The organism is Xanthomonas sp. JAI131, from assembly GCF_013410075.1.
In the GTDB taxonomy this organism is placed as follows: Bacteria; Pseudomonadota; Gammaproteobacteria; order Xanthomonadales; family Xanthomonadaceae; genus Xanthomonas_A; species Xanthomonas_A bonasiae.
In genome coordinates, this window is the sequence record NZ_JACCCN010000002.1 from 1,473,968 (window position 1) to 1,497,509 (window position 23,542).

Here is a 23,542-nt window from a genome sequence, read left to right on the forward strand (position 1 = left end):
AGCCGCGGCCGCTGCCCGCGCTCGGGCGCCACACGCCGATCGATCAGGTCTGCGCTGGCGAGACCGGAACGCTGCGCAACGCCACCCGCCCGGCGCCGCACCATCGCCGGTGCCGCGAGCCGCAAGCGCGCTGGCCGCCGCTGCTGAGTCGCGGCATATGCAAATGCGCAACCGGCATGTCCGCCAGGTACCCGCAGCGCGATCGGCTAGGTAGAGTGCGCGATTGGCGCCATGGCCTGCACGGCATCCGCCGTTGCCGCCCTCCCCTCTTCGCCCGGTGACCGACGTATGCGCCGTACGCTCCGCCTTTCCGTCATGACCTCCGCCAGCCTTGCCGCACTGCTGGCGCTGGGCGGCTGCGACAAGCCGCCCGCTCCCGCCAAGCCGCAGGCCATCGCGCCGGCCAGGGCGCCCGACAGCGCCGGCATCGCCTGGCGCGAGGGCGACGTCGACGACGCCTTCGCCGAAGCGCGCGAGCAGAACAAGCCGGTGCTGCTGTACTGGGGCGCGGCCTGGTGCCCGCCGTGCAACCGGCTCAAGGCCACGCTGTTCAAGGACCCGGCCTTCATCGCCCGTACCCGCGCCTTCGTCGCGGTGCATCTGGACGGCGATTCGGAAGGCGCGCAGGCCTGGGGCGAACGCTTCGGCATCAAGGGCTACCCGACCATCATCGTGCTGCGCCCGGATCGCAGCGAGATCACCCGCCTGGCCGGCGACAGCGACACCGGGCGCCTGGCCGAGGCCTTGCGCGTGGCCGCGACCCGCACTACCACCTCGGCGCAGTTGCTGCAGAAGGCACTGCAGGCGCCGGCCACGCTCAGCGCCGACGATTGGACCCTGCTCGGCGAATACGGCTGGGCGGTGGACGCGAGCCGGCTGGTCAAGCCGGAGCAGGCCGCCGGCGTGCTCGCGCAACTGGCCGCCGCCGCGCCGCAGCCGGCGCTGCAGCGCCGCTTCGCGCTGCTGGCGCTGGCCGCACGGGAACCGGACAAGGCAGGCGCCACCGACGCCAAGCGCCGCGCCGCCGATCGCAGCCTGCTGCAGGCGGTGCTCGCCGATCCGGCCGAGACGCGCGCCAACCGCAGCACCCTGACCTATTCGGCGCGCGAACTGGTGCAGGCCGCGGCGGCCGATGCCAGCGAACGGACCACACTGTCCAATGCGCTGACCGGCGCGCTGGACCGGGTCTACGCCGACAGCAGCCTGCCGATCAGCGATCGCCTGGATACCGCGTACGCCGACATCCAGCTGGCGCGGCTGGCGCAGGGCCAGCCGGCCGACGCCGGCAACGCGCCGCATCCGCCGCTGCCGGCTGCGGTGGTCGCCAAGGTGCAACAGCGCGTGCAGTGGGCCGAGCAGGCGGCCAAGACCGATTACGAACGCCAGTCCACGATCAGCAATGCCGCCGGCCTGCTCGACGACGCCGGCGACAGCGCCGGCGCCGAACAGCTGCTGCTGGCCGAGCTGGGACGCAGCAAGACGCCGTACTACTACATGCCGGAACTGGCCGGCCTGGCCGAAGCGCGCGGCGACAGGCAGACCGCGCTGTACTGGCTGAAGAAGGCCTACGAGAGAGCCGAAGGCCCCGCCACCCGGGTGCAGTGGGGCGTGCTCTACGTCGATGGCCTGATCCGGCTGCAGCCGGACAATGCGGCCGCGATCGAGGCCGCCGCCGGCCAGGTCATCGGCGAACTGGCCGGGCAGCCCGGCGGCTACCACCAGCGCACCAGGCAGCGCTTCGACACCCTGGCCAAGACCCTGCAGGGCTGGAGCAAGGGCCATGGCGGCAGCGCCGTGCTCGCACGCCTGCAGCACAAGATGCAGCAAAGCTGCGGCAGCCAGGACCGCGACAGCTGCCAGCACTGGCTGAGCTGAGCGCCCGGGTCATCGCGGCATGCGTCGGTGCTGGCGCACGCGCCTGCCGAGCAGCGCGCGCGCCGCACCGGGCGCCATCGAACGAAGGCCTTGCACCATCGGAGCCGCTCCGGCCTGCACCGGCTGCGGCGCCAGCGCCCGCGCGCCGCGGTCGATCGGCGCGGCTCAGTCGGCCGCAGTTTCCGGCCACAGCGTCGCCACCACCTTCAACCTGACCCGCGGCGGGCCAAGCGTGGAGGCCACGCGCCAGCCGTCCGGCGCGGGCTGATGCTGCAGCGTATAGCGCACCCGCTCGCTACCGCCATGCGGATGCGGCATCAGTTGCCATGCCGCCGGCAGGGCCAGCGTGTCGGCGTATTCGAACAGCACCACGACCTCGCAACGCGCGGGATGGTCGCAGCGCACCGCGCCGCGCTGCCAGCCGCGCACCGCGTGCAGCACGTCCCAGCCCGGTTCGTCGTAGCCGCGCGGCGCCACGATGTAGCGCGCGAACGGCCAGGCCTGCAGCCGCCCGCCGTCCAGCTCGAAGGCCAGGTAGGCGTCGATCGCCTGTTCCGGCGTGTCCCACGCCGAGGCCGGCAACGGCAGCGCCGCCAGCGCCAGCAACCCGGCGTGGCGCAGGCGGCTCACGCGCCGGTCGGCATCGGCAGTGCCGGCAGCAACCAGTGATCCACCAGCAGGAACGCGAACAGCGCCATCAGGTACACGATCGAATAGCCGAACATGCGCATCGAGAACATCTCGTCCGGCGGGTCGAGCATGCGCCAGGCGTACCAGACGAACACCGCGTTCAGCACCAGCGCGCCGCCGAGGTAGAACACGCCGCTCATGCCCACCGCCGCCGGCAGCAGCGTCGCCACCACCAGCAGCAGCGTATACACCAGGATCTGCTTGCGCGTATGCGCCACACCGTGGGTGACCGGCAGCATCGGCACCGACGCCTTCGCGTAGTCGGCGCGGCGGAAGATCGCCAGCGCCCAGAAGTGCGGTGGCGTCCACACGAAGATGATCAGCACCAGCAACGACGCGTAGGCCCAGTCCCACTGCCCCTGCATGCCGGTGATCGCGGCCCAGCCCAGCAAGGGCGGCGCGGCGCCGGCCAGGCCGCCGATGACGATGTTCTGCGGCGTGGTGCGCTTGAGGAACACGGTGTAGATCACCGCATAGCCGATCAGCGAGGCGAAGGTCAGGACCGCGGTGATGGTGTTGACCCAGATCACTAGGATCGCCATCGACAGCGCGGTCAGTGCCGTGGCGAACAGCAGCACCTGCCACGGCAGCACCTTGCCCACCACCAGCGGCCGCCACGAGGTGCGCGCCATCTGCGCGTCGATGCGCGCATCCAGCAATTGGTTTATCGCCGCCGCGGCCGATGCCGCCAGCCAGATGCCGAAGAAGCCGATCAAGCCGGTGCGCACCTGCGCCCAGGTCGGCACGCCCGGAATCGCCAGGCACATCCCGACCAGCGCGGTGAACACGATCAGCGCCACCACCTTGGGCTTGGTCAGGTCCCAGTAGTCGCGCCAGTGGAGGCCCTTGGCGCTCATTGCGGCACCCGCAGCCGCGCGAGCAGCGACACCAGCACGAACAGCAGCGCCACCGCGCCGGCGTTGTGCAGCACCGCCACCGGCAACGGCAGCGCCAGCTTGACGTTGAGGATGCCCAGGCTGACCTGCGCCACCAGCAGCAGCGCCAGCGCCGCGGCCCAGCCGCGCATGCCCGGCGAGCGGCTCAGCCGCCAGCCCAGCCATAGCAGGTAGGCGGCCACCAGCAGCGCCATCATCCGGTGCGCCATCTGGATCGCGATGCGCGCCGCGCCGTCGAGCACGCCGCCTTCGTAGTCCACGCCGATGCCGCGCCACAGGGTGAAGCCTTCGCGGAAATCGTGCGGCGGCCACCACTGGCTGACGCAGCGCGGGAAGTTGTCGGCCGACCAGCTGCCGCCGCCGCAGGCCAGCGCCGCATAGTTGGCGCTGACCCAGCCGCCGAGCGCGATCTGCAGCGCCAGCAGCGCCACGCCGATGCGCAGCAGCCACTTCAGCCGCGACGCGTCGGCCAGGGTGATCGGCAGGTGGGTGGCGCGCCAGGCCATCCACACCAGCAGCGAAAACATCAGCAGGCCGCCGAGCAGATGCCCCATCACCACGATCGGCTTGAGCAGCAGGGTCACCGTCCACATGCCGAGCAGCGCCTGGAAGATCACCACCGCCAGGGTCAGCACCGCCGCGCGCGCCAGGTCGGTATTGGACCAGCGCAGCGCCGCCAGCAGCAGGATCGCTTCGCCGGCAGCGGCCAGCGCCATCGCCAGCGACGGCCAGCCGGACATGTACAGCGGGATCGACAGCGCCACCAGCAGCGCCGCGCCGACGATCTGGGCGATGCCCAGGCGCCGCCGTCGTGCGGCCAACAGCGACAGCACCAGCACTTCCACGCCCAGCGCCCCGGCCAGGAAGCGGTGCACCTGCTCGCGCCAGGCCTTGTGCGTCTCCAGCGGGCGGATCTTGCTGGCCGCGTGCGCGTTGGCTTCGTCGCTGCTCTGCGGCCAGGTCACCCGGCCATAGCAGGTCGGCCAGTCCGGGCAGCTCATGCCCGCATCGGACAGGCGCACGAACGAACCGAACATGATCGTGCTGGCGGTGAACAGCGCCGCCAGCCAGGCCATGCGGTGGAAGTGCCGAAACAGCGCCGGTGGCGCGAACAGGTTCATAGGGGGACGGCTCACAGGAGTTTCAGCAGCTTCGACAGGTCCGCGCGCAACCCGGCCGGGTCGAAGCCCGGCGCGTAGCGCAGCACCACGAAGCCGTTCGGATCGATCACGTAGACCGGCACCCCGGCCGCGTCGTGCACGCGCGGCAGACCGTCCAGCAATGCGGCGTCGGCACGCAGCACGCGTACCTGCGGCAGCGCGCGCACCGCCGCCGGCGGCGTGCCGATCCACAGGATCTGCACGTGGTCGGCGTCGTGGCCGAACAACTGCCAGACCTTGTCCAGGTCGCGCGCCAGCGCCTTGCACGCGGTGGCGCAGTCGCTTGGCGGCGCCAGCGCGATGCGCCACAGCCGCTGCTGCGGCTGCCAGGCGTAGACGCTGCCATCGTCGAGCCGCGGTTGCAGCGCGCGCAGGTCGCCCGGCGGCTTCAGCAACTCGCCATGGTTGCGGCTGCCGGGCGGTTGCCAGCCGGAGAACCGCAGCGCGCCGGCGACCAGCATCGAGCCGAAGAACAGGGCGAACAGCGCGATCAACGTCCAGCGACCGCGTGCGGTCGCCTGGCGTGGAGCCGAAGGGGAGGCATTCATGCCGGGGATTTTCTCATGCGCGCGCGCTCAGCGCCCGCCTCGCCCCTTGCGCGCGCGCCAGCTGAGCAGGCCCGCGGTGATCAGCACGGCCAGCGCCAGGCCGAACCATTGCACCGCGTAACCCAAGTGGCGCTCGGGCGGCAGCGTGTTCGGCAGCATGTCCAGGTCGCGCGGATAGCCCAGCGGCAGGGCCGGATCCAGGCGCAGCACCTGCGACAAAATGTCGCGGCGGCCGAGCGCCTGGCCGATCGCCGCCGGCTCGATGCGCATCGCCAGCCACAGCTGCGGCGCCGGCGCGGCGACCAGCGCCGGCCCCAGGGTCAGCCCGTGCGACGGCACCGGCCCGAGCAGGCCGACCAACGTGTACCGTCCCTGCAGCGGCAGCGGCCTGGGCAGCGCACGATCGGCCGGCAGCGGCAACCAGCCGAGTTCGACCAGCAGCGGCGCGGAGGCGCCATCGGCCAGGAACGGCTGGTAGACCTTGACCCCGCTGCGGCCCTCGCGCAGCTGGTTGTCGAGCAGGATCTGCCCGGGCAGGAAACGGCCAGCGCCGTGCACCCAGGCCAGCTGCGTCGGGCGCGCCGCGCGCAGCGCAGCGGCCAAGGCCTGCGGACGATCGCGGATGTGCGCGGCCTGCGCGAGCAGCACCTGTTTCTCGTGCATGCGCAGCAATTGCCAGCGGCCCAGGGCGCAGAATCCCAGCGCCACCGCCAAGGCGATGCTCCAGCCCAGCCACAGCGGCATGCGCGCGCGCGCGGCGACGCGCGAAGACGCGGCGAGGGTCATAATGCGGCGATACCGTGCACCGAGACGCCCATGAACGACTCGCTGAAAACCCTGCTGATCGTCGCGTTCCTGCTGGTCATTCTGTGGAACCTCGGCGCCGGCCTGTACTACCTGTTGGTGGACCGCGGCCAGAGCAAGCGCACGGTGAACGCACTGACCTGGCGCATCGGCCTATCGGTATGCCTGATCCTGCTGGTGATCCTGGGCATCTACACCGGCGTGATCAAGCCGCATGGGCTAGGCCGCTGACGCGGCCTAGCCGGGAATGGAGAATCGGGAATAGGGAATCGCAAGAGCAGCGCCCTGCTTTGCCGAATCCCCAATCCCGAATCCCTAATCCCAGCCGTCAAAGTACATAGACGAACAGGAACAGCGCCAGCCACACCACGTCGACGAAGTGCCAGTACCATGCCGCCGCTTCGAAGGCGAAGTGGTTGTCGCGGCTGAAATGGCCGCGCGCCGAGCGCAGCCACATCACCAGCAGCATGATCGTGCCCAGCAGCACGTGCACGCCGTGGAAGCCGGTGAGCATGAAGAAGGTCGAGCCGTAGATGCCCGAACCCAACGTCAGGTTGAGCTCCTTGTAGGCGTGGATGTATTCCTCGGCCTGGAAGTACAGGAAAGCGCAGCCCAGCAGCACGGTCAGCCCCTGGAACACCAGCAGGCGCGTGCGATGGCCGGCTTTCAGCGCATGGTGGGCGATGGTCAGGGTCACGCCGGAGCTAAGCAGGATCAGCGTATTGATCAGCGGCAGGCCCCACGCCGGGATGGTCTGGAACTGGCCGCCGATCGCGCCCGGGCCGTTGGTCGGCCAGGCCGCCGAATAGCCGTCCCACAGCAGCGCGTTGGTCATCACCCCGTCGCCGGAGCCGCCCAGCCACGGCAGGATGAAGGTGCGCGTGTAGAACAGCGCGCCGAAGAACGCGCCGAAGAACATCACTTCGGAGAAGATGAACCAGACCATGCCCATGCGGAACGACACGTCGACCTGGCGGTTGTAATGGCCGGCGATCGATTCGCGGATCACGTCGCCGAACCACATGAACAAGGTCGCCACCAGCATCGCGATGCCGATGAAGAAGGTCCACTTGCCCCAGGCCGCGTCATTGAGCCAACTGGCCACGCCGATCATGGTCACGAACATCGCGATCGAGCCGATGAACGGCCAGCGGCTCTGGCTGGGCACGTAATAGGCAGTGGCGTCGGTGCTGGGCTGGGCCATGGCGGGCGTTCCGGGTGAGGTCAAGGGGCCGCGCGCGCGGAACCGGCCAGTTTCGGCGATCCCAGTTCCGCGCTCAGCGCATCGTTCTTGAAGAAGGTGTACGACAGGGTGATGGTGGTGATGTCGCCGGGCAGGTTCGGATCGACGATGAAGCGCACCGGCATGTCGCGCTTCTCGCCGGCCTGCAGGGTCTGCGCGGTGAAGCAGAAGCACTCGGTCTTGGTGAAGTAGCCGGAGGCGCGCGCCGGCGCCACCGACGGCACCGCGCTGCCGACGATCGCGCGTTCGCCGTCGTTGCGCGCGTAGTACAGCGCTTCGTTGAGTTCGCCGGGCACCACCTGCATGGTCAGCTGCTCGGGATGGAACGACCACGGCAGCTTGGAATTCACCCCTCCGTCGAACTCGACCTTGACCGTGCGCTTGCCGAGCAGCGGCTTGCCGGCCTGCGGGCCTTCGCCCGGGCCGCGCTCCAGGCGCACGCCGAACACCTTCTCGCAGGCGATGCGGTACAGCGGCACCAGCGAGAAGGTCAGCACGAACACCGCCAGCGCCACGCCGACCAGCTTGAACAGCCCGGCGCTGCTGTGCACGCGCGGCGCCGGCGCGCTCATCGGCCGATCACCCCGGACAGGATGAAGCCGGCATAGATCAGTACCGCGACCGCGCCCACCACCAGCGCCGTACGCACGGCGCGCTTGCGGCGCAGGGCCAGATCGTCGAGCGGCGTCTGCGCGGTCATCAGTGGCTGATGTCGTCGTGGGCCAGGTCGCCGGGCTTGAGCACCGGCGGCAGGGTGAAGGTATGCGCCGGCGCCGGCGACGGCACCGTCCATTCCAGGCCGCGCGCACCTTCCCACGCCCGCGCCTCGGCGCGTGCGCCGTTGCGCAGCGACGCCAGCAGGATGCCGGCCATCAGGAACGGGGTGACGAACATGCCGAACGCACCGATCGAGCTGACCAGGTTCCAGTCGGCGAACACCACGTTGTAGTCGGGAATGCGCCGCGGCATGCCGGCCAGGCCGAGGAAGTGCTGCGGGAAGAACAGCAGGTTGACGAACAGCATCGTCCACCAGAAATGGAACTTGCCCCAGGCCTCGCTGTACATGCGCCCGGTCCACTTCGGCCACCAGTAGTACACCGCGGCGATCAGCCCGAACACCGCGCCGGTGACCAGCACGTAGTGGAAGTGCGCGACCACGAAGTAGGTGTCGTGGTACTGGAAGTCGGCCGGCACGATCGCCAGCATCAGCCCGGAGAAGCCGCCGATGGTGAACAGGATGACGAACGACACCGCCCACAGCATCGGCGCCTCGAAGGTCAGCGAGCCCTGCCACATGGTGCTGACCCAGTTGAACACCTTCACCCCGGTGGGGATGGAGATCAGCATGGTGGCGAACATGAAGTAGATCTCGCCGCCCAGCGGCATGCCCACGGTGAACATGTGGTGCGCCCAGACGATGAAGCTCAGGAACGCGATCGCGGCGATCGCGTACACCATCGCCTGGTAGCCGAACAGCGGCTTGCGGCTGAAGGTCGGGATGATCTCGCTGACCACGCCGAACGCCGGCAGGATCATGATGTAGACCTCCGGGTGCCCGAAGAACCAGAAGATGTGCTGGTACATCACCGGGTCGCCGCCGCCGGCCGCATTGAAGAAACTGGTGCCGAAGAACTTGTCGGTCAGCAGCATGGTCACCGCGCCGGCCAGCACCGGCATCACCGCGATCAGCAGGAACGCGGTGATCAGCCAGGCCCAGCAGAAGATCGGCATCTTCAGCAGGTCGATGCCGGGCGCGCGCATGTTCAGCACGGTGGCGATGATGTTGATCGCGCCCATGATCGAACTGATGCCGGCGACGTGGATCGCGAACACGCTGAAGGCGACGTTGTAGCCGCCCTGCAGCGACAGCGGCGGGTACAGGGTCCAGCCGCCGGCCGGCGCGCCGCCGGGCAGGAAGAAGGTCAGCAGCAGCAGGGTGAACGCCACCGGCAGCAGCCAGAACGACCAGTTGTTCATGCGCGGCAGGGCCATGTCCGGCGCGCCGATCTGCAGCGGGATCATCCAGTTGGCCAGGCCGACGAAGGCCGGCATCACCCCGCCGAAGATCATCACCAGCGCGTGCACGGTGGTCATCTGGTTGAACTGCTCGGGCTTGATGTACTGCAACCCCGGCTGCGCAAGTTCAAGACGGATCATCACGCTCATCGCCGCGCCGACGATGAACATCGTGAAGCTGAAAAGCAGGTACAGCGTGCCGATGTCCTTGTGGTTGGTGGAGAAGAACCACCGTTCCACGAAGCTCTGCTGATGCCCGTGCTCGTCGTGGTGATCGACTGCGGAATGGGCCATGGCGGCTACCTCAAAAAAGAATGCAGGAGATCAGGCGGCTTGCACGGTCAGGTGCGAACCGGAACGAAGACGGGGCAGCAGGGCCTGCGGCGGCGCGGCCGGCGCAGTGGCCTCGGGCGCGGGCGCAGCGGGAGCCGCCGGCGCGGCGGGCGCTTCGGCAGGTGCGGCGGCCGGCGCGGCCGGGGCCGCCGCCGGTGCCGGCTTGCGCGCCGACAGCCACTTCTGGAAGTCCTGCTTGGACACTGCCTCGACCACGATCGGCATGAAGCCGTGGTCCTTGCCGCACAGTTCGGCGCACTGGCCGCGGTACACGCCAGGGGTGTCGATGTCGGTCCAGGCTTCGTTGATGATCCCGGGGATGGCGTCCTGCTTCCAGCCCAGCGCCGGCACCCACCAGGCGTGGATCACATCGTCGGAGGTGATCACGAAGCGCACCTTGGTGTTCACCGGCAGCACCAGCCGGTTGTCCACGTCGAGCAGGTAGTGCGGATTGCTCTCCAGGGTCGGCACCTGGCCGCTCTGGCGCATGCGGTCCGAGTCGCGCGCCAGGCGGCTGGTGAAGGAGACGTTCTCGCCCAGGTATTCGTAGCGCCACATCCACTGGTAGCCGGTGACCTTGACCGTCAGCTCGGCGTCGCGGGTGTCGTACATGGCGATCAGCTTGGCCGTGGCCGGCCACGCCATCGCGATCAGGATCAGCACCGGGATCACCGTCCAGATCACCTCGGCCTTGGTGTTGTGGCTGAACTGCGCCGCGACCGCGCCCTTGGACTTGCGGAACTTGAACATCGCATAGCCCATCGCGCCGAACACCAGCACGCCGATGACCGCGCAGATCCACAGCGACAGCATGTTCGAATCGTAGGCGTTGCGCGCGCTCTGGGTGACGCCGCGGCCCATGTTCAACTGCCAGGGTTTCGGATCGGCCGATTGTGCCCACGCCATCGGGACGGCCAGCGCCGCCGCCAATGCCATCCCGCCCCTGACCGCCTGTTGCTTCCATCTGCCGCTTTGCTTCATTGCCTAGACCCCTTGGAGCGTCATCGGTTGCGGCCGGTCGCGGCCGCCAGCAAGCCTTCCAGGGTCTGCGCCAGCTCGCGGCGCTCGCCCGGGCCGAGAAACTCGCCGACCCGGACCTGCTTGCCGCTGCACGCCAGCACCACCCTGTCGTCGCCTTCGATCCGCAACCGCACCCAATGCGGGTGGGCGCGGAACGCCGGCGTTCCTGCATTCGTGCGGGTCACTTCCACGCAGCCCGGACCCACCCGGATGTCCTCTTCGCGCTCGCCGCTGCGCCATGACCAGCGCAGCGCGAGCGCCACCACGATGCTGTGCAACAAGGCGAACGCCGGCGCGAACACGTTGCCGGCGAACCACCCCAGCACCGCCACCGCCCACATCGCCCCGGCCAGCGCCGCGAACAACATCACGAATTGCCGGGCACTGAGCGCCCGCGGCGGCCGCAGCCGCAGCTGCGTACCCGCTCCCTCCGCAGAAAACGGACACATTTCGATCATGTCGAACCGCGCTTCCGAGCCGCCGCGCTGTACCAGCCGCGAGCAACGATTCGATGGTAGCCCCGGGCCTGCGCGCCGGCAAGCGCGCGTTCATCATAAAAAATGCTGCATTGCAACCAAATTCTCGCCGCAGGCGTTCAGCCATCGGTGCCCGCCGCCGGCAACCGTGCACCGCGCCGACGCGCTGCACGAGCGGGCGCTGGCATAAAATGCGCGCATCTTCCCTGGTCCTCCCTGCATGAACGCTCTGTCTGGCGCCGGTTCCTCACCGGCGATGCCGTCCGCGTCTCCCTCGCCGTTGCTTGCCCCCGAACTGCCCCCCGCCTCCCACGCGCTGCGCGCCGCGATCACCGCCGCATGGCTGAAGGACGAGGCCGACCACGTGCGCGAACTGCTCGAACAGGCGCGCCTGCCCGCCGCCGACCAGGCCAAGGTGCAGGCGCTGGCCGCCGACCTGGTCACCCGGGTGCGCGCCCGCGCCCAGAACCAGGGCGCGATCGAGGCCTTCATGCGCCAGTACGACCTGGGCAGCGAAGAGGGCGTGCTGTTGATGTGCGTGGCCGAAGCGCTGCTGCGCATCCCCGACCAGGAAACCGCCGACAAGCTGATCCGCGACAAGCTCGGCGACGCAGACTGGAAGAAGCACATGGGCGAAAGCGACTCGGTGCTGGTCAACGCCTCCACCTGGGGGCTGATGCTCACCGGCAAGCTGGTGCAGATCAACGACCTGACCCGCGCCGACGTGGCCGGCGCGTTCAAGCGCCTGATCGGCCGCGTCGGCGAGCCGGTGATCCGCCTGGCGGTGCGCCAGGCGATGAAGATCATGGGCCACCAGTTCGTGATGGGCCGTACCATCGGCGAGGCGCTGTCGCGCTCGAAGAAGGGCGACAACGCGCATTACCGCTATTCGTTCGACATGCTCGGCGAAGGCGCGCTGACCATGAAGGACGCGCACCGCTACCTCGACGCCTACCGCCAGGCGATCCACGCGATCGGCCGCAGCGGCCCCAACGGCTCGTACAAGGGCAGCGACGTGTTCGCCGCGCCCAGCATCTCGATCAAGCTGTCCGCGCTGTATCCGCGCTACGAGCACGCCAAGCGCGCGCGGGTGATGGCCGAACTGGTGCCGGGCGTGCTGGAACTGGCGCAGCTGGCCCGGTCCTACGGCATCGGCTACACGGTGGATGCCGAAGAGGCCGACCGCCTGGAACTGTCGCTGGACATCATCGAGGCCACCTTCTCCGATCCGTCGCTGGACGGCTGGGAAGGCTACGGCCTGGCGGTGCAGGCGTACCAGAAGCGCACCCCGTACACGATCGACTTCCTCGCCGACCTGGCGCGCCGCGTCGGCCGCCGCATCCCGGTGCGCCTGGTCAAGGGCGCGTACTGGGACGCGGAGATCAAGCGCGCGCAGGTCGAGGGCCATCCGGGCTACCCGGTGTTCACCCGCAAGCAGAACACCGACGTGTCGTACCTGGCCTGCGCCAAGCGCATGTTCGCGCACAGCGACGCGCTGTACCCGATGTTCGCCACCCACAACGCGCAGACCATCGCCGCGGTGCGCGCCATCGCCGGCAGCAAGGACTACGAACACCAGAAGCTGCACGGCATGGGCGACGACCTGTACGCCGAGGTGATTCCCGCCGACCGCCTGGGCGTGCCGTGCCGCGTGTACGCGCCGGTCGGCTCGCACGAGGACCTGCTGCCGTACCTGGTGCGGCGCCTGCTCGAGAACGGCGCCAACTCCAGCTTCGTCAACCGCATCACCGACGAGGACGTGGCCATCGAGGACCTGATCCGCGATCCGGTCGAAGCCGTGTCCGCGTTCGCCTCCATCCCGCATCCGAAGATTCCGCTGCCGGCCGATCTGCTGCGCAGCCAGAACCACAACAGGAAGAATTCCATGGGCGCCAACCTCGCCAACGACAACGACCTGCGCGCGCTGGCCGACCAGCTCAACGCCGCGATCAAGCCCTGGCAGGCCGTGCCGCTGGTGCCGGGCGCGGTGATCGCCAGCGCGCCGCTGGACGTCACCAACCCCGCCGACCGCCGCCAGGTGGTGGGCCGCTGGCAACCGGCCGACGCCGCCACCGTGGAGAAGGCGCTGGCCAACGCGGTCGCCGCGCAGCCGGGCTGGAACCGCACCCCGGCCGCCAGCCGCGCCACCATCCTCGAGCACGCCGCCGACCTGCTGGAAGCGCGCATGCCCGAGTTCATCGCGCTGTGCGTCAAGGAAGCCGGCAAGACCCTGCCCGACGGCGTCGCCGAAGTGCGCGAGGCGGTGGATTTCCTGCGCTACTACGCCGGCCAGGCGCGCGCCCAGTTCGGCGCACCCGAGCGCCTGCCCGGGCCGACCGGCGAGTCCAACGAACTGCAGTTGCACGGCCGCGGCGTGTTCGTGTGCATCAGCCCATGGAACTTCCCGCTGGCGATCTTCCTCGGCCAGGTCGCCGCGGCGCTGGCCGCCGGCAACGCCGTCATCGCCAAGCCGGCCGAGCAGACCAACCTGGTCGGCCATGCCGCGGTGAAGCTGCTGCACGAAGCCGGCGTGCCCGAAGCGGCAGTGCAGTTCCTGCCAGGCGACGGCGCCACCGTCGGTGCCGCGCTGACCCGCGATGCGCGCGTGGCCGGCGTCGCCTTCACCGGTTCGACCGAGACCGCGCGCGCGATCAACCGCGCACTGGCCGCGCGCGACGCCGCGATCGGCGTGCTGATCGCCGAGACCGGCGGCCAGAACGCGTTCATCGCCGACTCCTCGTCGCTGCCCGAGGCGGTGGTCAAGGACGCGATCTCCAGCGCCTTCATCTCCGCCGGCCAGCGCTGCTCTGCCGCGCGCGTGCTGTTCGTGCAGGACGACATCGCCGACAAGGTGATGACCATGCTCGCCGGCGCGATGGCCGAACTGAAGATCGGCGACCCGGGCCTGCTGTCCACCGACGTCGGCCCGGTGATCGACGCCGACGCGCTGCAGATTCTCACCGACCACGCCGCGCGCATGGACCGCGAAGCGCGGCTGATCGCGGTGGCCGCCAGCGACGACGGCACCGCCCACGGCAGCTTCTTCGCGCCGCGTGCCTACGAACTGCAGTCGCTGGCGCAGCTGCAGCGCGAGATCTTCGGCCCGGTGCTGCACGTGATCCGCTGGAAGGCCGACCAGCTCGACGCGGTGATCGAGCAGATCAACGCCACCGGCTACGGCCTGACCCTGGGCGTGCATTCGCGCATCGACGAGACCATCGAGCGCATCGCCGCACGCGTGCAGGTCGGCAACGTCTACGTCAACCGCAACCAGATCGGCGCGGTGGTCGGCGTGCAGCCGTTCGGCGGCCAGGGCCTGTCCGGCACCGGCCCCAAGGCCGGCGGCCCGCACTACTTGCTGCGCTTCGCCACCGAGAAGGTGGTGACGGTCAACACCACCGCGGCCGGCGGCAATGCGTCGTTGCTGACCTTGGGCGACTGATCGGCGAAATAGTTCGCCGGCACCTCTGTAGGAGCGGCTTCAGCCGCGACAGGCACTCTCCGGCAAGGCAATGTCGCGGCTGAAGCCGCTCCTACAGAAAACACACACAGAAACTCGGCACACGCGGCGACGGATCCATCTCCGTCGCCGCGCACTCGCGCCGATCAGCCATGCCAATGCATCGGCCCCTGGCACAGGCACTGGCCGTCGTCGCTGAGGTGCCCGAACAGGCTTTCCAACAGATCGTGCGACGGCGTCCATTCGCCGATCGCCGGATGGATCAGCATCGCCTTGCGCGCGGTCAGGCGGCTGCCCGACAGCACCGCCTCGATCGCCGCGCGTTCGTAGGCCTTCACCGCGCGGATCAGGCCATGCACCGCATCCGGCAGCGGCGCGGTCGGGCACGGCACGATGCGGTCGCGGTCGATGTGCGAGGAAATCTCCACGATGTCGTCGTCGGGCAGATCGGCGATCGCGCCCTGGTTGCGCACGTTGACCACGATCTTGGCCGGCACCGCGCCGGTCAGCGCGCTCATCACATCGATGGCGATGCGGTGATAGCCGGTGCTGACCCGGAACGGATCGGCCTGCAGGCTGACCCCGGCATCGAACGCCGAACCGCCTTCGGCCTCCAGCTTCATGTACGAGCCCGAACGCTGGTTCAGATACGCCGCATACGCCTGCACCGCGCCGTGGCCGTCGCCGGCCTGCAGGCGGCTGCCGAGCGTGGCGATCAAGGCGTGGTTCAAGGTCTCGATCTCGGCGCCGCGGCTGCCGCCCTGGGTGCGCTGGTTGGCCAGCGCGCGGCGCCGCTCGTAGTAGAAGAACAGGTATTCGGTCGGGATCAGCCGCAACTCGCGGATCATGTCGAAGTCGAACAGGGGTGCCAGGTACAGCTGGCGTAGCAGCGCGTCGTCCTGCAGCAGCCGGTCGATGACCTCTTCGCCGTGCAGGCGCACGCCACGCACCCATCCCAGATGGTTGAGGCCGACGTAATCGCATTCCACCGCGGCGTGGTGCGCGCCCAGCGCATGCGCGATGTTGTGGAACAGTTCGGTCGGGGTATCGCAGATGCCGACGATCTTGGCGCGGGTATGCGTGGTCACCGCCTGGGTGATCAGCCCGGCCGGATTGGTGAAGTTGACCAGCCACGCATCCGGGCTCAGCTGTTCCACCAGCCGCGCCTGCGCGATCGACACCGGCACCGTGCGCAAGGCCATGGCCACGCCGGCCGGGCCGGTGGTCTCCTGCCCCGGATAGCCCTGGTCGATGCTCACCCGCTCGTCGGCGGCGCGTTGGGCGATGCCGCCGATGCGGATGCTGTTGAGTACGAAGTCCGCGCCTTCGATCGCATCCTCCAGCGAATCGGCGGCGCGCAGGCGCAAGTCGCCGCCGAACTCGGTCACCACCGCGCGGCCCATCGCCACCATCAGCTGCACGCGCTCCGGATCCGGGTCGTACAGCACCATCTCCTCCACGCCCAGTGCGGTGGCCGCCTCGTTGACCCCATACACGACCAGTGGCGAGCGCACCCCGCCGCCGCCGATCAAGGCGATCTTACGATTCGTTGCTGTCATTGAAGTTCCTCAGTTGGTCGAAATCGGGGAGGCCGTCCAGCGCGCCGAGCGCGGCGCAGCAGGACGCGCCGCAGAAGCAGGCGCGGCGCAGGCAGTCGTCGAGTCCTGCGCCGTCGAGCAGCGCATCGATGAAGCCCGCGTCGAAGGCGTCGCCGGCGCCGGTGGTGTCGCGCACCTGCACCGCCGGCGCGGCCACGCGGCGCGCGCCGGCCGCGTCGACCGCCATCGCGCCAGCGCCGCCAAGCTTGATCGCCGCATGGCGCAAGCCCAGCGTCTGCGCCCACTGGCGGCATGCCTCGGCGCCATCGCCGCAGCCGAGCAGCGCGGCCTCTTTCTGGTTCGGCAGGAAATAGTCCACCTCGCGGCAGGTGGCGAGGTTGTGCGGCGCGGCCAGCCAGTCCGGGCTGAAGCCCACGTCCAGCGAGGTCGTGCAGCCGGCTGCGGCCAGCGCCGGCAGCAGCGTCTGCGCCAGCGCGCGCGACAGCGGCATCGCGAAATGCACGTGGCGCGCCGCGCACAGTTCGTCCAGCACCTCGGCGCGCGCGAGCAGCGCATCGAGCTGGGCGTTGGCGCCCAGGTAGGTGAAGAACGCGCGGTCGTCGGGCATCGACACGCTGACCGTGATCCCGGTGCCGGCCGGGTCGCTGCGCAAGCCGTCGCTGCGCACCTGGAACTGGCCCAGGCGCTGCGCGAACCAGGGCCGGTCGCTCTCGCCGATCAGGCCGATCAGCCGCGTGCTGCGCCCCAGCCGCGCCAGCCCGCAGGCGGTGTTGACCGTGCCGCCGCCGAGCTCGCGCAGATAGGCGCTGGCCAGGGCTTCCTCGCCCAGCTGCGGCCAGCGCTGGAAACCGCTGAGGATGTGATCGGCATAGATCTCGCCGACCACCGCGACGTCGCACGCGCTCATCGCGCTGTCCAAGGCCATGTGCCCTGCCTCCTGGCTTGCATCAAGAACAGCGCCGTGCCCACTCCCAGCGCCACCACCGCCGCGAGCAGGTGGCGGCCCTGGCTGGTGGCCAGGATGTACAGCCAGCCGGCCACGCTCACCCACAGCGGCCACGGATACAACGGCATCGAGAACGCATCCGGTGGACGCTGCGCTTGCCGCCGCAGCAGCACCACCGCCAGGCACTGCGCCATGAACTGGAACATGATCTGGATGACCATCAGCGTGGCGATCAAATCGTCCAGCGACAGCAGGCAGGCCAGCGCCGAGGTCGCGCCGACGAACAGCAGCGACACGGTCGGGAAACGGCCGCGCGGATGCAGCCGCGCGAACACCCGGAAGAACTGCCCCTCGGCCGCCGCCGCGTACGGCACCCGCGAATAGCCCAGCAATACCACCAGCGCCGAACCCCAGCTGGCCAGCATGATCAGCGCGACCGCGATGGTGCTGCCGACATGCCCGTAGATCGCCTGCATGAAGTCGGCCACCACCGCCTTGGAGTGCGCCGCCTGCTGCCACGGCAGCACGCCGAGGATGGCCACGTTCAAGCCCAGGTACAGCGCCGCCACGATCGGGATCGAACACAGCACCGCCAGCGGGATATTGCGCCGCGGCTGGCGGATCTCGCCGCCGAGCATGCACACGTTGTTGTAGCCGCCGTAGTCGTACACCGCGATCAGCGCCACCGCACCGAAGCCGAGCCAGAAACCGTGCGGCGAGACCGCACCGGCATGCAGGAATCGCTGCGCGATCGCCATGTCGAAATGCAGCAGGCCGCTGGCCACGATCCACACCACCGCCGCCACCACCGCGGCGGTGACCAGCAGCGACAGCACCTGCACCGAGCGCACTTCGCGGTACAGCAAGGCGGTGTTGAACAGGCACAGCGCCGCGGCGATCGCGGTCAGCTGCCATGGCGCCAGGCCCGGCGCCAGAAAGGCCAGGTACTGGGTGAAGCCGACCGCCGCTGCGCCGATCGACAACGGCGCGGTCAGCAGCGTCTGCCACAGGTAGAGAAAACCGAACAGGCTGCCCAGGCGGTCGCGGCCATAGGCCTCGCGCAGGTAGTGGTACGGCCCGCCGGATTTGGGAATCGCCGAGCCCAGTTCGGCCCAGACCAGGCCGTCGCACAGGCACAGCAGCGCGCCGGCCACCCAGCCCAGCAGCACCATCGGTCCGGCCAGCGCCGACAGCGCCAACGGGATGGTGATGAACGGGCCGATGCCGACCATGTTCAGCAGGTTCGCGGACAGCCCGCCCCAGAATCCGATCGCACGCGGCGGCACGTGCTCGGCATCGTGGCGCGTCGCATCGGGCGTGGTCAGCAGCATGCAGACTCCCTTGTCGCCGGCGCGACGCAGTGGATCGGATGGAAACGGTCGGTGTGTATGCGGCGCAGGCTCATGCGTGTGTTCCCCGCAGCGAGTCCGCGCAATGGATCGCGGCGGCGCGGCGGCGATGCAGATCGAGCACCAGCACCTCGTTGCGGCCTGGACGCAGCCACGGCCCGGGGCAGTACAGGCCTTGCTGCGGCCCGATCCGCCAGTAGCGGCCGAGCAACCGGCCATTGACCCACAGATAGCCCTTGTCCCACTCGCGCATGTCCAGGTAGGCGTCGCCGGGCGTCTCGACCACGATCTCCGCACGGAAGAACAGCCCCGGCCGCGACGACGCCGCGCGCAGCGGCAGCAGCGTCTTGATCCAGGCGTCGTCCAGCGCGATCGGATACGCCTGCCACTCCTGCAGCGGCGCGCCTTGCAACTGCACCTCGCCGACCAGCCCCTTGGCATCGCCCAGCGCCGGACCGAAGTTCACATGGCCGAAGCTGTCGACCAGGATCTCCAGCGTGCGCTCGGCCTGCTGCGCCCGCGGCAGCGTCAGCTGCGGCGAGGACTGCAACGTGCGATGCCGCACCCGCGACACGTGCCCCACTTCCTCGCCATCCACCTGCACCACCGCGTAGTCGTGCACGCCGTCCACGCGCAGCTGCGCGCCGGGACCGATGCGGCGGCGATACAGCACCAGTCCCTGGTCCTGGCCGAACAGGAGCTCGTTGCCGGCCGGCACCACGGTCGCGACCGGTGCCGCGGGCAGGTTGTCCCACAAGGACGCATAGGGCAGCGCCAGGGTCGGCGCGAACGTCGTGCGTGGCGGCGCCGCCGGCGGCAGCGGCAAGCGCTGTGGCACAGACGCGGCGATCGCGTCGCGCATCGCCCAGTACGCCGGCGTCGCCGCGCCGCGCTCGTCGATCGGCGCGCCGTAGTCGTAGCTGGTCAACGCCGGCTGGAAGTTGGAACCGTCGTCGTCGGCATTGGCGCCGGCGCTCAGGCCGAAGTTGCTGCCGCCATGCACCACGTACAGGTTGAACGAATGGCCATGCGCGAGCAGCCGGCGCAGCGTCGGCAGGTAGTCGCGTCGCGCGAAGTCCGCCTCGCCCCAGTGCGTCAGCCAGCCCGGATAGCCCTCGGCCACCCACACCGGCGCGTCGCCGGCGAACACGCGGCCGTGCTCCAGATCGGCCAGGTCGGCACCGTCCAGGCCCAGCGCCGCGCCGGGCAGGTACGCTTTGCGCCGGCGCAGGTCCTTCATGCCGTCGGCGACCGCGAACGGCCCGTCGATGCCGTGCTCCTGCCACAGCGCGCGCAACGCCTGCAGGTAACCGACGTCGTCGCCGAACATCGAATACTCGTTCTCGATCTGCAGCATCAGCACCGGCCCGCCGGCCGCCGCCAGCAATGGCGCGATGCGCGGCGCCACCGCCGCGATGTAGCGCCGCACTGCGGCCATGTAGCGCGCATCGCCGGCGTCGCGCAGGCGCATGCCGGGTTCGCGCAACAGATAGGCGGGCAGGCCGCCGAGCGTCCACTCGGCGCAGACGTAGGGACCCGGCCGCAGATAGACCCACATGCCTTCCTGCGCGCACAGGCGGATGAAGGCGACGAAATCGCGGCGATCGCTGTCCAGGTCGAACACGCCCGGTGCCGATTCCAGCGCGTTCCACATCAGATACAGGGCGATGGTGTTCAGGCCCATCGCCTTGGCCATGCGGATCCGCTGCAACCAGTACTCGCGCGGAATGCGCAACGGATGCATCTCGCCGCTGCGGATCTGCCACGGCCGGCCGTCGAGCACGAACTGCCCTTGCGCGAAACCGAACGCGTGCGGGCGTCCATCCGGTTCGGGCGCGACGGCCGCGGCGACGGCACCCGCTGGCGCGGCCGCCATCCCGAGCGGCGCCAGCACACTCAGCAAACAAAAATGGCGACGTTTCATCGAAGTCTCCGTGGGCAGCGCGGCACGGGGCGATGCAGGCCTGCATCGCCCCGATCCCGCGGAGAACTGGCTAGAACGCGTACTTGGCGGTCAGCAACGTGGTCATGCCGGCATCGACGATGTCCGAGACCGCCAGATCGCTGCGGCCCACGTGCGCCCAGTAGCTGTACTCCTTGGTCAGGTTGGAGATCGACAGATCCAGGCTCAGGCCGTTGTCGAAGTGGTAGCCGGCATGCAGGTCCACGCGCCGGGTCGGACGCGCCCACAGGTCGTCCCAGGTCGCGCCCTGGTGCAGATAGTCGTAACTGAGCAGGTACGAGCTGCTGAAGTGGTAGCTCAGGTTCACCGAGAACCGCTCGCGTTCGTAGAACAGTTCGACGTTGGCCATGGCATTGGGCGCCGACTGCATGTGCTCGTTCTCGAAGCCGTCCATGCCCAGGTCGGCGCGCGCATGCTGACGGGTGGCGTTGAAGCTCACGCCCAGGCCGTTCAGCGGTTCGGGCAGATCCTGGAAGCGCTGGCGCGCGCTGACCTCCAGGCCATAGACGCGGCCGTCGCCGCCATTGGTCGGCATCGAATAGAACACCGTGCCGCTGCCGCTGGTGCCGGGATTGGCCTGGCCGGAGCCGGCGTCGTAGATGTAGTTGCGCAGGCGCTTGTAGAAGCCGGCGACCGAGAAGAAGCCGCCGTGCTCGGTCGACCATTCCCCGGACAGGTCCAGGTTGGTCGCTTCGATCGGCTTCAGGTCCGGGTTGCCCTGGGTGATCGTGGTGACGGCGGGGACACTGTTGGAGATGCTGATGTTGGATCCGCCGCCCAACTGCACGAACGCGGGCCGGGTATAGCTGGTCCACAGCGAGGCGCGGTAGGCGGTGCGCGCGTCGGGGCGCCAGGTCAGGAACACGCTCGGCAACGGCTCGTCGTAGGCGGTGTGGTTGCTGTCGAAATAGCCGACTGTTTCGTTGCCGTCGGCATCGGACGGCGTCACCCAGAACGTGTTGTGGATGCTGCTGTGTTCGAAGCGCACGCCCGGCACGATTTCCAGGTTGCCGAGCGAGAAGGTCGCCATCGCATAGGCTGCGGCGACCGCCTCGGTGCCGCGCATCGTGTTGCAGTTCCAGTTGTTGACGTAATACGCCTTGCCGCAGCTGTCCAGGTCGTCGTCGCGCAGATGGCTGTAGATGACGTTGCTGACCGCGGTCTCGCTGACCTTGGGCGTGACCCAGGGATACTTGCCGGGAAAGATCGCGCTGTAGTTGCCGTTGAAGATGCCCAGGTCGCCGAGCGTGCTGGTGTCGTCGACGCCGCCGGTCCACCAGTCGCGGTTGCTGAAATTGCGCGAGCTCTTGCTGTACTTCACCCCGAACTGTAGCGCCGACAGCGCGCCGTCCTCGAAGTCGTAGCGCACGTCGAACTTGGCGCCGCCCTTCTTCTGCCCGGAATAGATCTTGGTCAGTTCGCCGTAGCTGCTGGCGTACAGCGACGGGATATTGTTGACCTGCGCCTGCAGCGCCGGAGTCAGTTGCGGATACGGGAAGGCGCCGCTGCCGTAGTTGACCAGGCTGCTGCCGGAGTAGGCGTAGTTGGTCTGCGAGAACTTGTCCTCGCGGCCGTCGATCTCGACATGGTTGGGACGGTCGTTGTCGCCGAAGCTGTAGAACAGATTCGGCATGAAGGTCCAGCCGCCGGAGGTCTTGCGCGCGCCGATCTGGAACGTCGCCAGGTCGGCGATTTCCGGATTGGTCTCGTACCAGAAGCGCGAGGCGATGCGGCCGATGTTGGGCGTGTAGACGCCTGCGGTCGCGCTCGGCACATAGGTCACGTCCTGCGGCAGCAGCTGCACGAAGGTGGTGCCCTGGTCGGTCTTGGCGTAGGCGTAGGTGGCGCGCGCGTACAGCGACAGGCTGTCGTCGACCTGCCAGTCGAACGAGGCGTTGCCGCCGTAGCGGCGCTCCCAGCCGGCGACCACGCCGACGTTCATGCCGGTGCTGGTCAGGTTGTGCTGCGGATCGTAACCGGCGGCGTTGCCGCCGTCGGCATCGGCATGCAGGAACGCCCACGAATGGTCGTTCAGCGCGCTGGTCGCCGCAGCGACCTCGCTGTTGGTCGAAGTGCGGTAGTCGTAATAGGCGCTGGCATAGAAGCCGAACTGCTGTTCGTCGCCGAACTTGTGCTGGAACTCGCCGGCCAGGCCGCCGCCCAGGCCGTCGCCGCCGTAGTCGCGCGCGCGGCTCTCCAGGCGGCCGCTGCCGGTCACGCTGCCGCTGGTGGTCTGCTTGAAATCGAACGCGGTGGGCGTGCGGAAGTCGATGGTGCCGCCGATCGCATCGCCGTCCATGTCGGCGGTGGAGGTCTTGTTGACCACGATGGTCTGCAATCCCGACGGCGGCAGCAGGCTGAGCTGCACGCTGCGGCTGTAGGGCATGCCCTGCGCGACGGTGACACCGTCGATCAGGTTGACGTTGTACTCCGACGGCAATCCGCGCACCGAGGCGAACATGCCCTCGCCGCGCGCCGCGCCATCCACGCCGCCGAAATAGCCCGAGCCGGTGGTGGTGATGTTGATGCCCGAGATCAGCCCCAGCGCCTCGGCGACGTTGTGCACCGCGGTGTGCTGCAGGTCGTTGGCGGACAGCACGTCCACCGTGTTCACGGCATTCATCTTCAGGTTGCTGGCGTCGTAGCGGTTGGCGACGACGGTGATGTTCTTCAGCTGCTTGACCTCGTCCAGCGCGACGGTGAGCGCGGTGGTGCCGGTGTCGCTCACCTCGAAGCTGGTCTGCGCCGCGCTGAAGCCCGGATAGCTCGATTCCAGCGCGTATTGCCCTGCCGGCACATCGGCGATGGCGAAATGCCCATTGGCATCGGTCACCGCGCTGTACGCGGTCCCGGCGATGCCGACCCGCGCGTTCGCGGCGGGTTTGCCGCCTTGCACGCTGACCTGACCGGTCACCGTCCCCGCCACCGCCGTCAATGCGGCGCTCGCCCCCAGTACCGCCAGGATCGCCTCAACCAGGATCTTGCCGTTCGAACGCTTGCCACTGCACATGATGCTTCCCCTCGCCAAAAGTGCCATGCACCGGGCGCGACGCATGTCGGCAACCCGGATGTCGTTGGGACCGACCGGACGCACGGCGAATGCATGGCGCGCACGCTGCGGCGCTGCGCGCAACAACGGGCGCGCACGGGCAACGGGACACGGGAAACAAACGCGACGGCGTCGGTCAGATCAGACCGCGATGC

General features: G+C 69.1%; 19 protein-coding genes. 3 read left to right on the top strand and 16 right to left on the bottom strand.

Going from position 1 to position 23,542, the window contains the following annotated elements:
* Positions 1–288: 288 nt before the first annotated feature.
* Positions 289–1,875, top strand: coding sequence for a thioredoxin family protein (locus HDC36_RS12855; protein ID WP_179567858.1), 1,587 nt, complete (start codon positions 289–291; stop codon positions 1,873–1,875).
* Positions 1,876–2,040: 165 nt separating this feature from the next.
* On the opposite strand, the gene HDC36_RS12860 is transcribed toward HDC36_RS12855, so the two are convergent.
* Genes HDC36_RS12860 through HDC36_RS12880 form a run of 5 tightly spaced genes read right to left on the bottom strand, consistent with a single transcriptional unit; the run spans position 2,041 to position 5,955 of the window.
* The gene (locus tag HDC36_RS12860) at positions 2,041–2,505 is read right to left on the bottom strand and encodes a hypothetical protein (protein ID WP_179567860.1); all 465 of its coding nucleotides are present in this window, start codon (positions 2,503–2,505) and stop codon (positions 2,041–2,043) included.
* Positions 2,502–3,422: a heme o synthase gene (gene cyoE / locus HDC36_RS12865; protein WP_179567862.1), complete on the bottom strand. Its 921-nt coding sequence runs from the start codon at positions 3,420–3,422 to the stop codon at positions 2,502–2,504. Before cyoE ends, HDC36_RS12860 begins: the two co-directional genes overlap by 4 nt.
* Complete coding sequence (locus tag HDC36_RS12870) at positions 3,419–4,582, bottom strand: COX15/CtaA family protein (protein WP_179568097.1); 1,164 nt, start codon at positions 4,580–4,582, stop codon at positions 3,419–3,421. The genes cyoE and HDC36_RS12870 overlap by 4 nt, the downstream gene beginning before the upstream one ends.
* 11 nt (positions 4,583–4,593) lie before the next feature.
* Positions 4,594–5,169 (bottom strand): hypothetical protein, encoded by a 576-nt coding sequence (locus HDC36_RS12875; RefSeq protein ID WP_179567864.1) that lies wholly within the window; start codon positions 5,167–5,169, stop codon positions 4,594–4,596.
* Between the two features lie 27 nt (positions 5,170–5,196).
* On the bottom strand, positions 5,197–5,955 hold the full coding sequence (locus HDC36_RS12880) for an SURF1 family protein (RefSeq protein WP_179567866.1): 759 nt from the start codon (positions 5,953–5,955) through the stop codon (positions 5,197–5,199).
* Positions 5,956–5,985: 30 nt separating this feature from the next.
* On the opposite strand from HDC36_RS12880, the gene HDC36_RS12885 reads away from it, so the two are divergent.
* A complete protein-coding gene (locus HDC36_RS12885) occupies positions 5,986–6,204 on the top strand; it encodes a twin transmembrane helix small protein (protein ID WP_003480622.1) in 219 nt (72 codons plus the stop codon).
* Between the two features lie 97 nt (positions 6,205–6,301).
* On the opposite strand, the gene HDC36_RS12890 is transcribed toward HDC36_RS12885, so the two are convergent.
* From HDC36_RS12890 to HDC36_RS12910, 6 genes are read right to left on the bottom strand one after another with little or no spacing between them, the layout of a single operon-like run.
* Positions 6,302–7,177 carry a cytochrome c oxidase subunit 3 gene (locus tag HDC36_RS12890; RefSeq protein WP_179567868.1) on the bottom strand — a complete coding sequence of 292 codons (876 nt, stop codon included), beginning with the start codon at positions 7,175–7,177 and terminating at the stop codon, positions 6,302–6,304.
* Between the two features lie 20 nt (positions 7,178–7,197).
* Complete coding sequence (locus HDC36_RS12895) at positions 7,198–7,788, bottom strand: cytochrome c oxidase assembly protein (protein ID WP_179567870.1); 591 nt, start codon at positions 7,786–7,788, stop codon at positions 7,198–7,200.
* On the bottom strand, positions 7,785–7,916 hold the full coding sequence (locus HDC36_RS23495; protein WP_255432700.1) for a hypothetical protein: 132 nt from the start codon (positions 7,914–7,916) through the stop codon (positions 7,785–7,787). The genes HDC36_RS12895 and HDC36_RS23495 overlap by 4 nt, the downstream gene beginning before the upstream one ends.
* Positions 7,916–9,526, bottom strand: coding sequence for a cytochrome c oxidase subunit I (gene ctaD, locus HDC36_RS12900; RefSeq protein ID WP_179567872.1), 1,611 nt, complete (start codon positions 9,524–9,526; stop codon positions 7,916–7,918). Before ctaD ends, HDC36_RS23495 begins: the two co-directional genes overlap by 1 nt.
* A 30-nt stretch (positions 9,527–9,556) precedes the next feature.
* The gene (gene coxB / locus HDC36_RS12905) at positions 9,557–10,546 is read right to left on the bottom strand and encodes a cytochrome c oxidase subunit II (protein ID WP_179567874.1); all 990 of its coding nucleotides are present in this window, start codon (positions 10,544–10,546) and stop codon (positions 9,557–9,559) included.
* A gap of 20 nt (positions 10,547–10,566) precedes the next feature.
* Positions 10,567–11,043 (bottom strand): DUF2244 domain-containing protein, encoded by a 477-nt coding sequence (locus tag HDC36_RS12910; RefSeq protein WP_179567876.1) that lies wholly within the window; start codon positions 11,041–11,043, stop codon positions 10,567–10,569.
* Positions 11,044–11,281: 238 nt separating this feature from the next.
* On the opposite strand from HDC36_RS12910, the gene putA reads away from it, so the two are divergent.
* Positions 11,282–14,503: a bifunctional proline dehydrogenase/L-glutamate gamma-semialdehyde dehydrogenase PutA gene (gene putA / locus HDC36_RS12915; protein ID WP_179567878.1), complete on the top strand. Its 3,222-nt coding sequence runs from the start codon at positions 11,282–11,284 to the stop codon at positions 14,501–14,503.
* A gap of 164 nt (positions 14,504–14,667) precedes the next feature.
* Here the strand turns inward: putA and HDC36_RS12920 are convergent, their stop codons facing one another.
* The 5 genes from HDC36_RS12920 to HDC36_RS12940 all read right to left on the bottom strand — a co-directional run bounded on the left by HDC36_RS12920 (position 14,668) and on the right by HDC36_RS12940 (position 23,348).
* Positions 14,668–16,080, bottom strand: a complete 1,413-nt coding sequence (locus tag HDC36_RS12920; RefSeq protein ID WP_179567880.1) for a 6-phospho-beta-glucosidase — start codon at positions 16,078–16,080, stop codon at positions 14,668–14,670.
* A complete protein-coding gene (locus tag HDC36_RS12925; protein WP_179568099.1) occupies positions 16,061–16,987 on the bottom strand; it encodes a sugar kinase in 927 nt (308 codons plus the stop codon). The genes HDC36_RS12920 and HDC36_RS12925 overlap by 20 nt, the downstream gene beginning before the upstream one ends.
* Positions 16,984–18,357 carry an APC family permease gene (locus tag HDC36_RS12930; protein WP_179567882.1) on the bottom strand — a complete coding sequence of 458 codons (1,374 nt, stop codon included), beginning with the start codon at positions 18,355–18,357 and terminating at the stop codon, positions 16,984–16,986. The genes HDC36_RS12925 and HDC36_RS12930 overlap by 4 nt, the downstream gene beginning before the upstream one ends.
* A gap of 70 nt (positions 18,358–18,427) precedes the next feature.
* Positions 18,428–20,299, bottom strand: coding sequence for a beta-galactosidase (locus HDC36_RS12935; RefSeq protein WP_179567884.1), 1,872 nt, complete (start codon positions 20,297–20,299; stop codon positions 18,428–18,430).
* Positions 20,300–20,369: 70 nt separating this feature from the next.
* Positions 20,370–23,348, bottom strand: coding sequence for a TonB-dependent receptor (locus tag HDC36_RS12940; protein WP_179567886.1), 2,979 nt, complete (start codon positions 23,346–23,348; stop codon positions 20,370–20,372).
* Between the last annotated feature and the right edge of the window lie 194 nt (positions 23,349–23,542).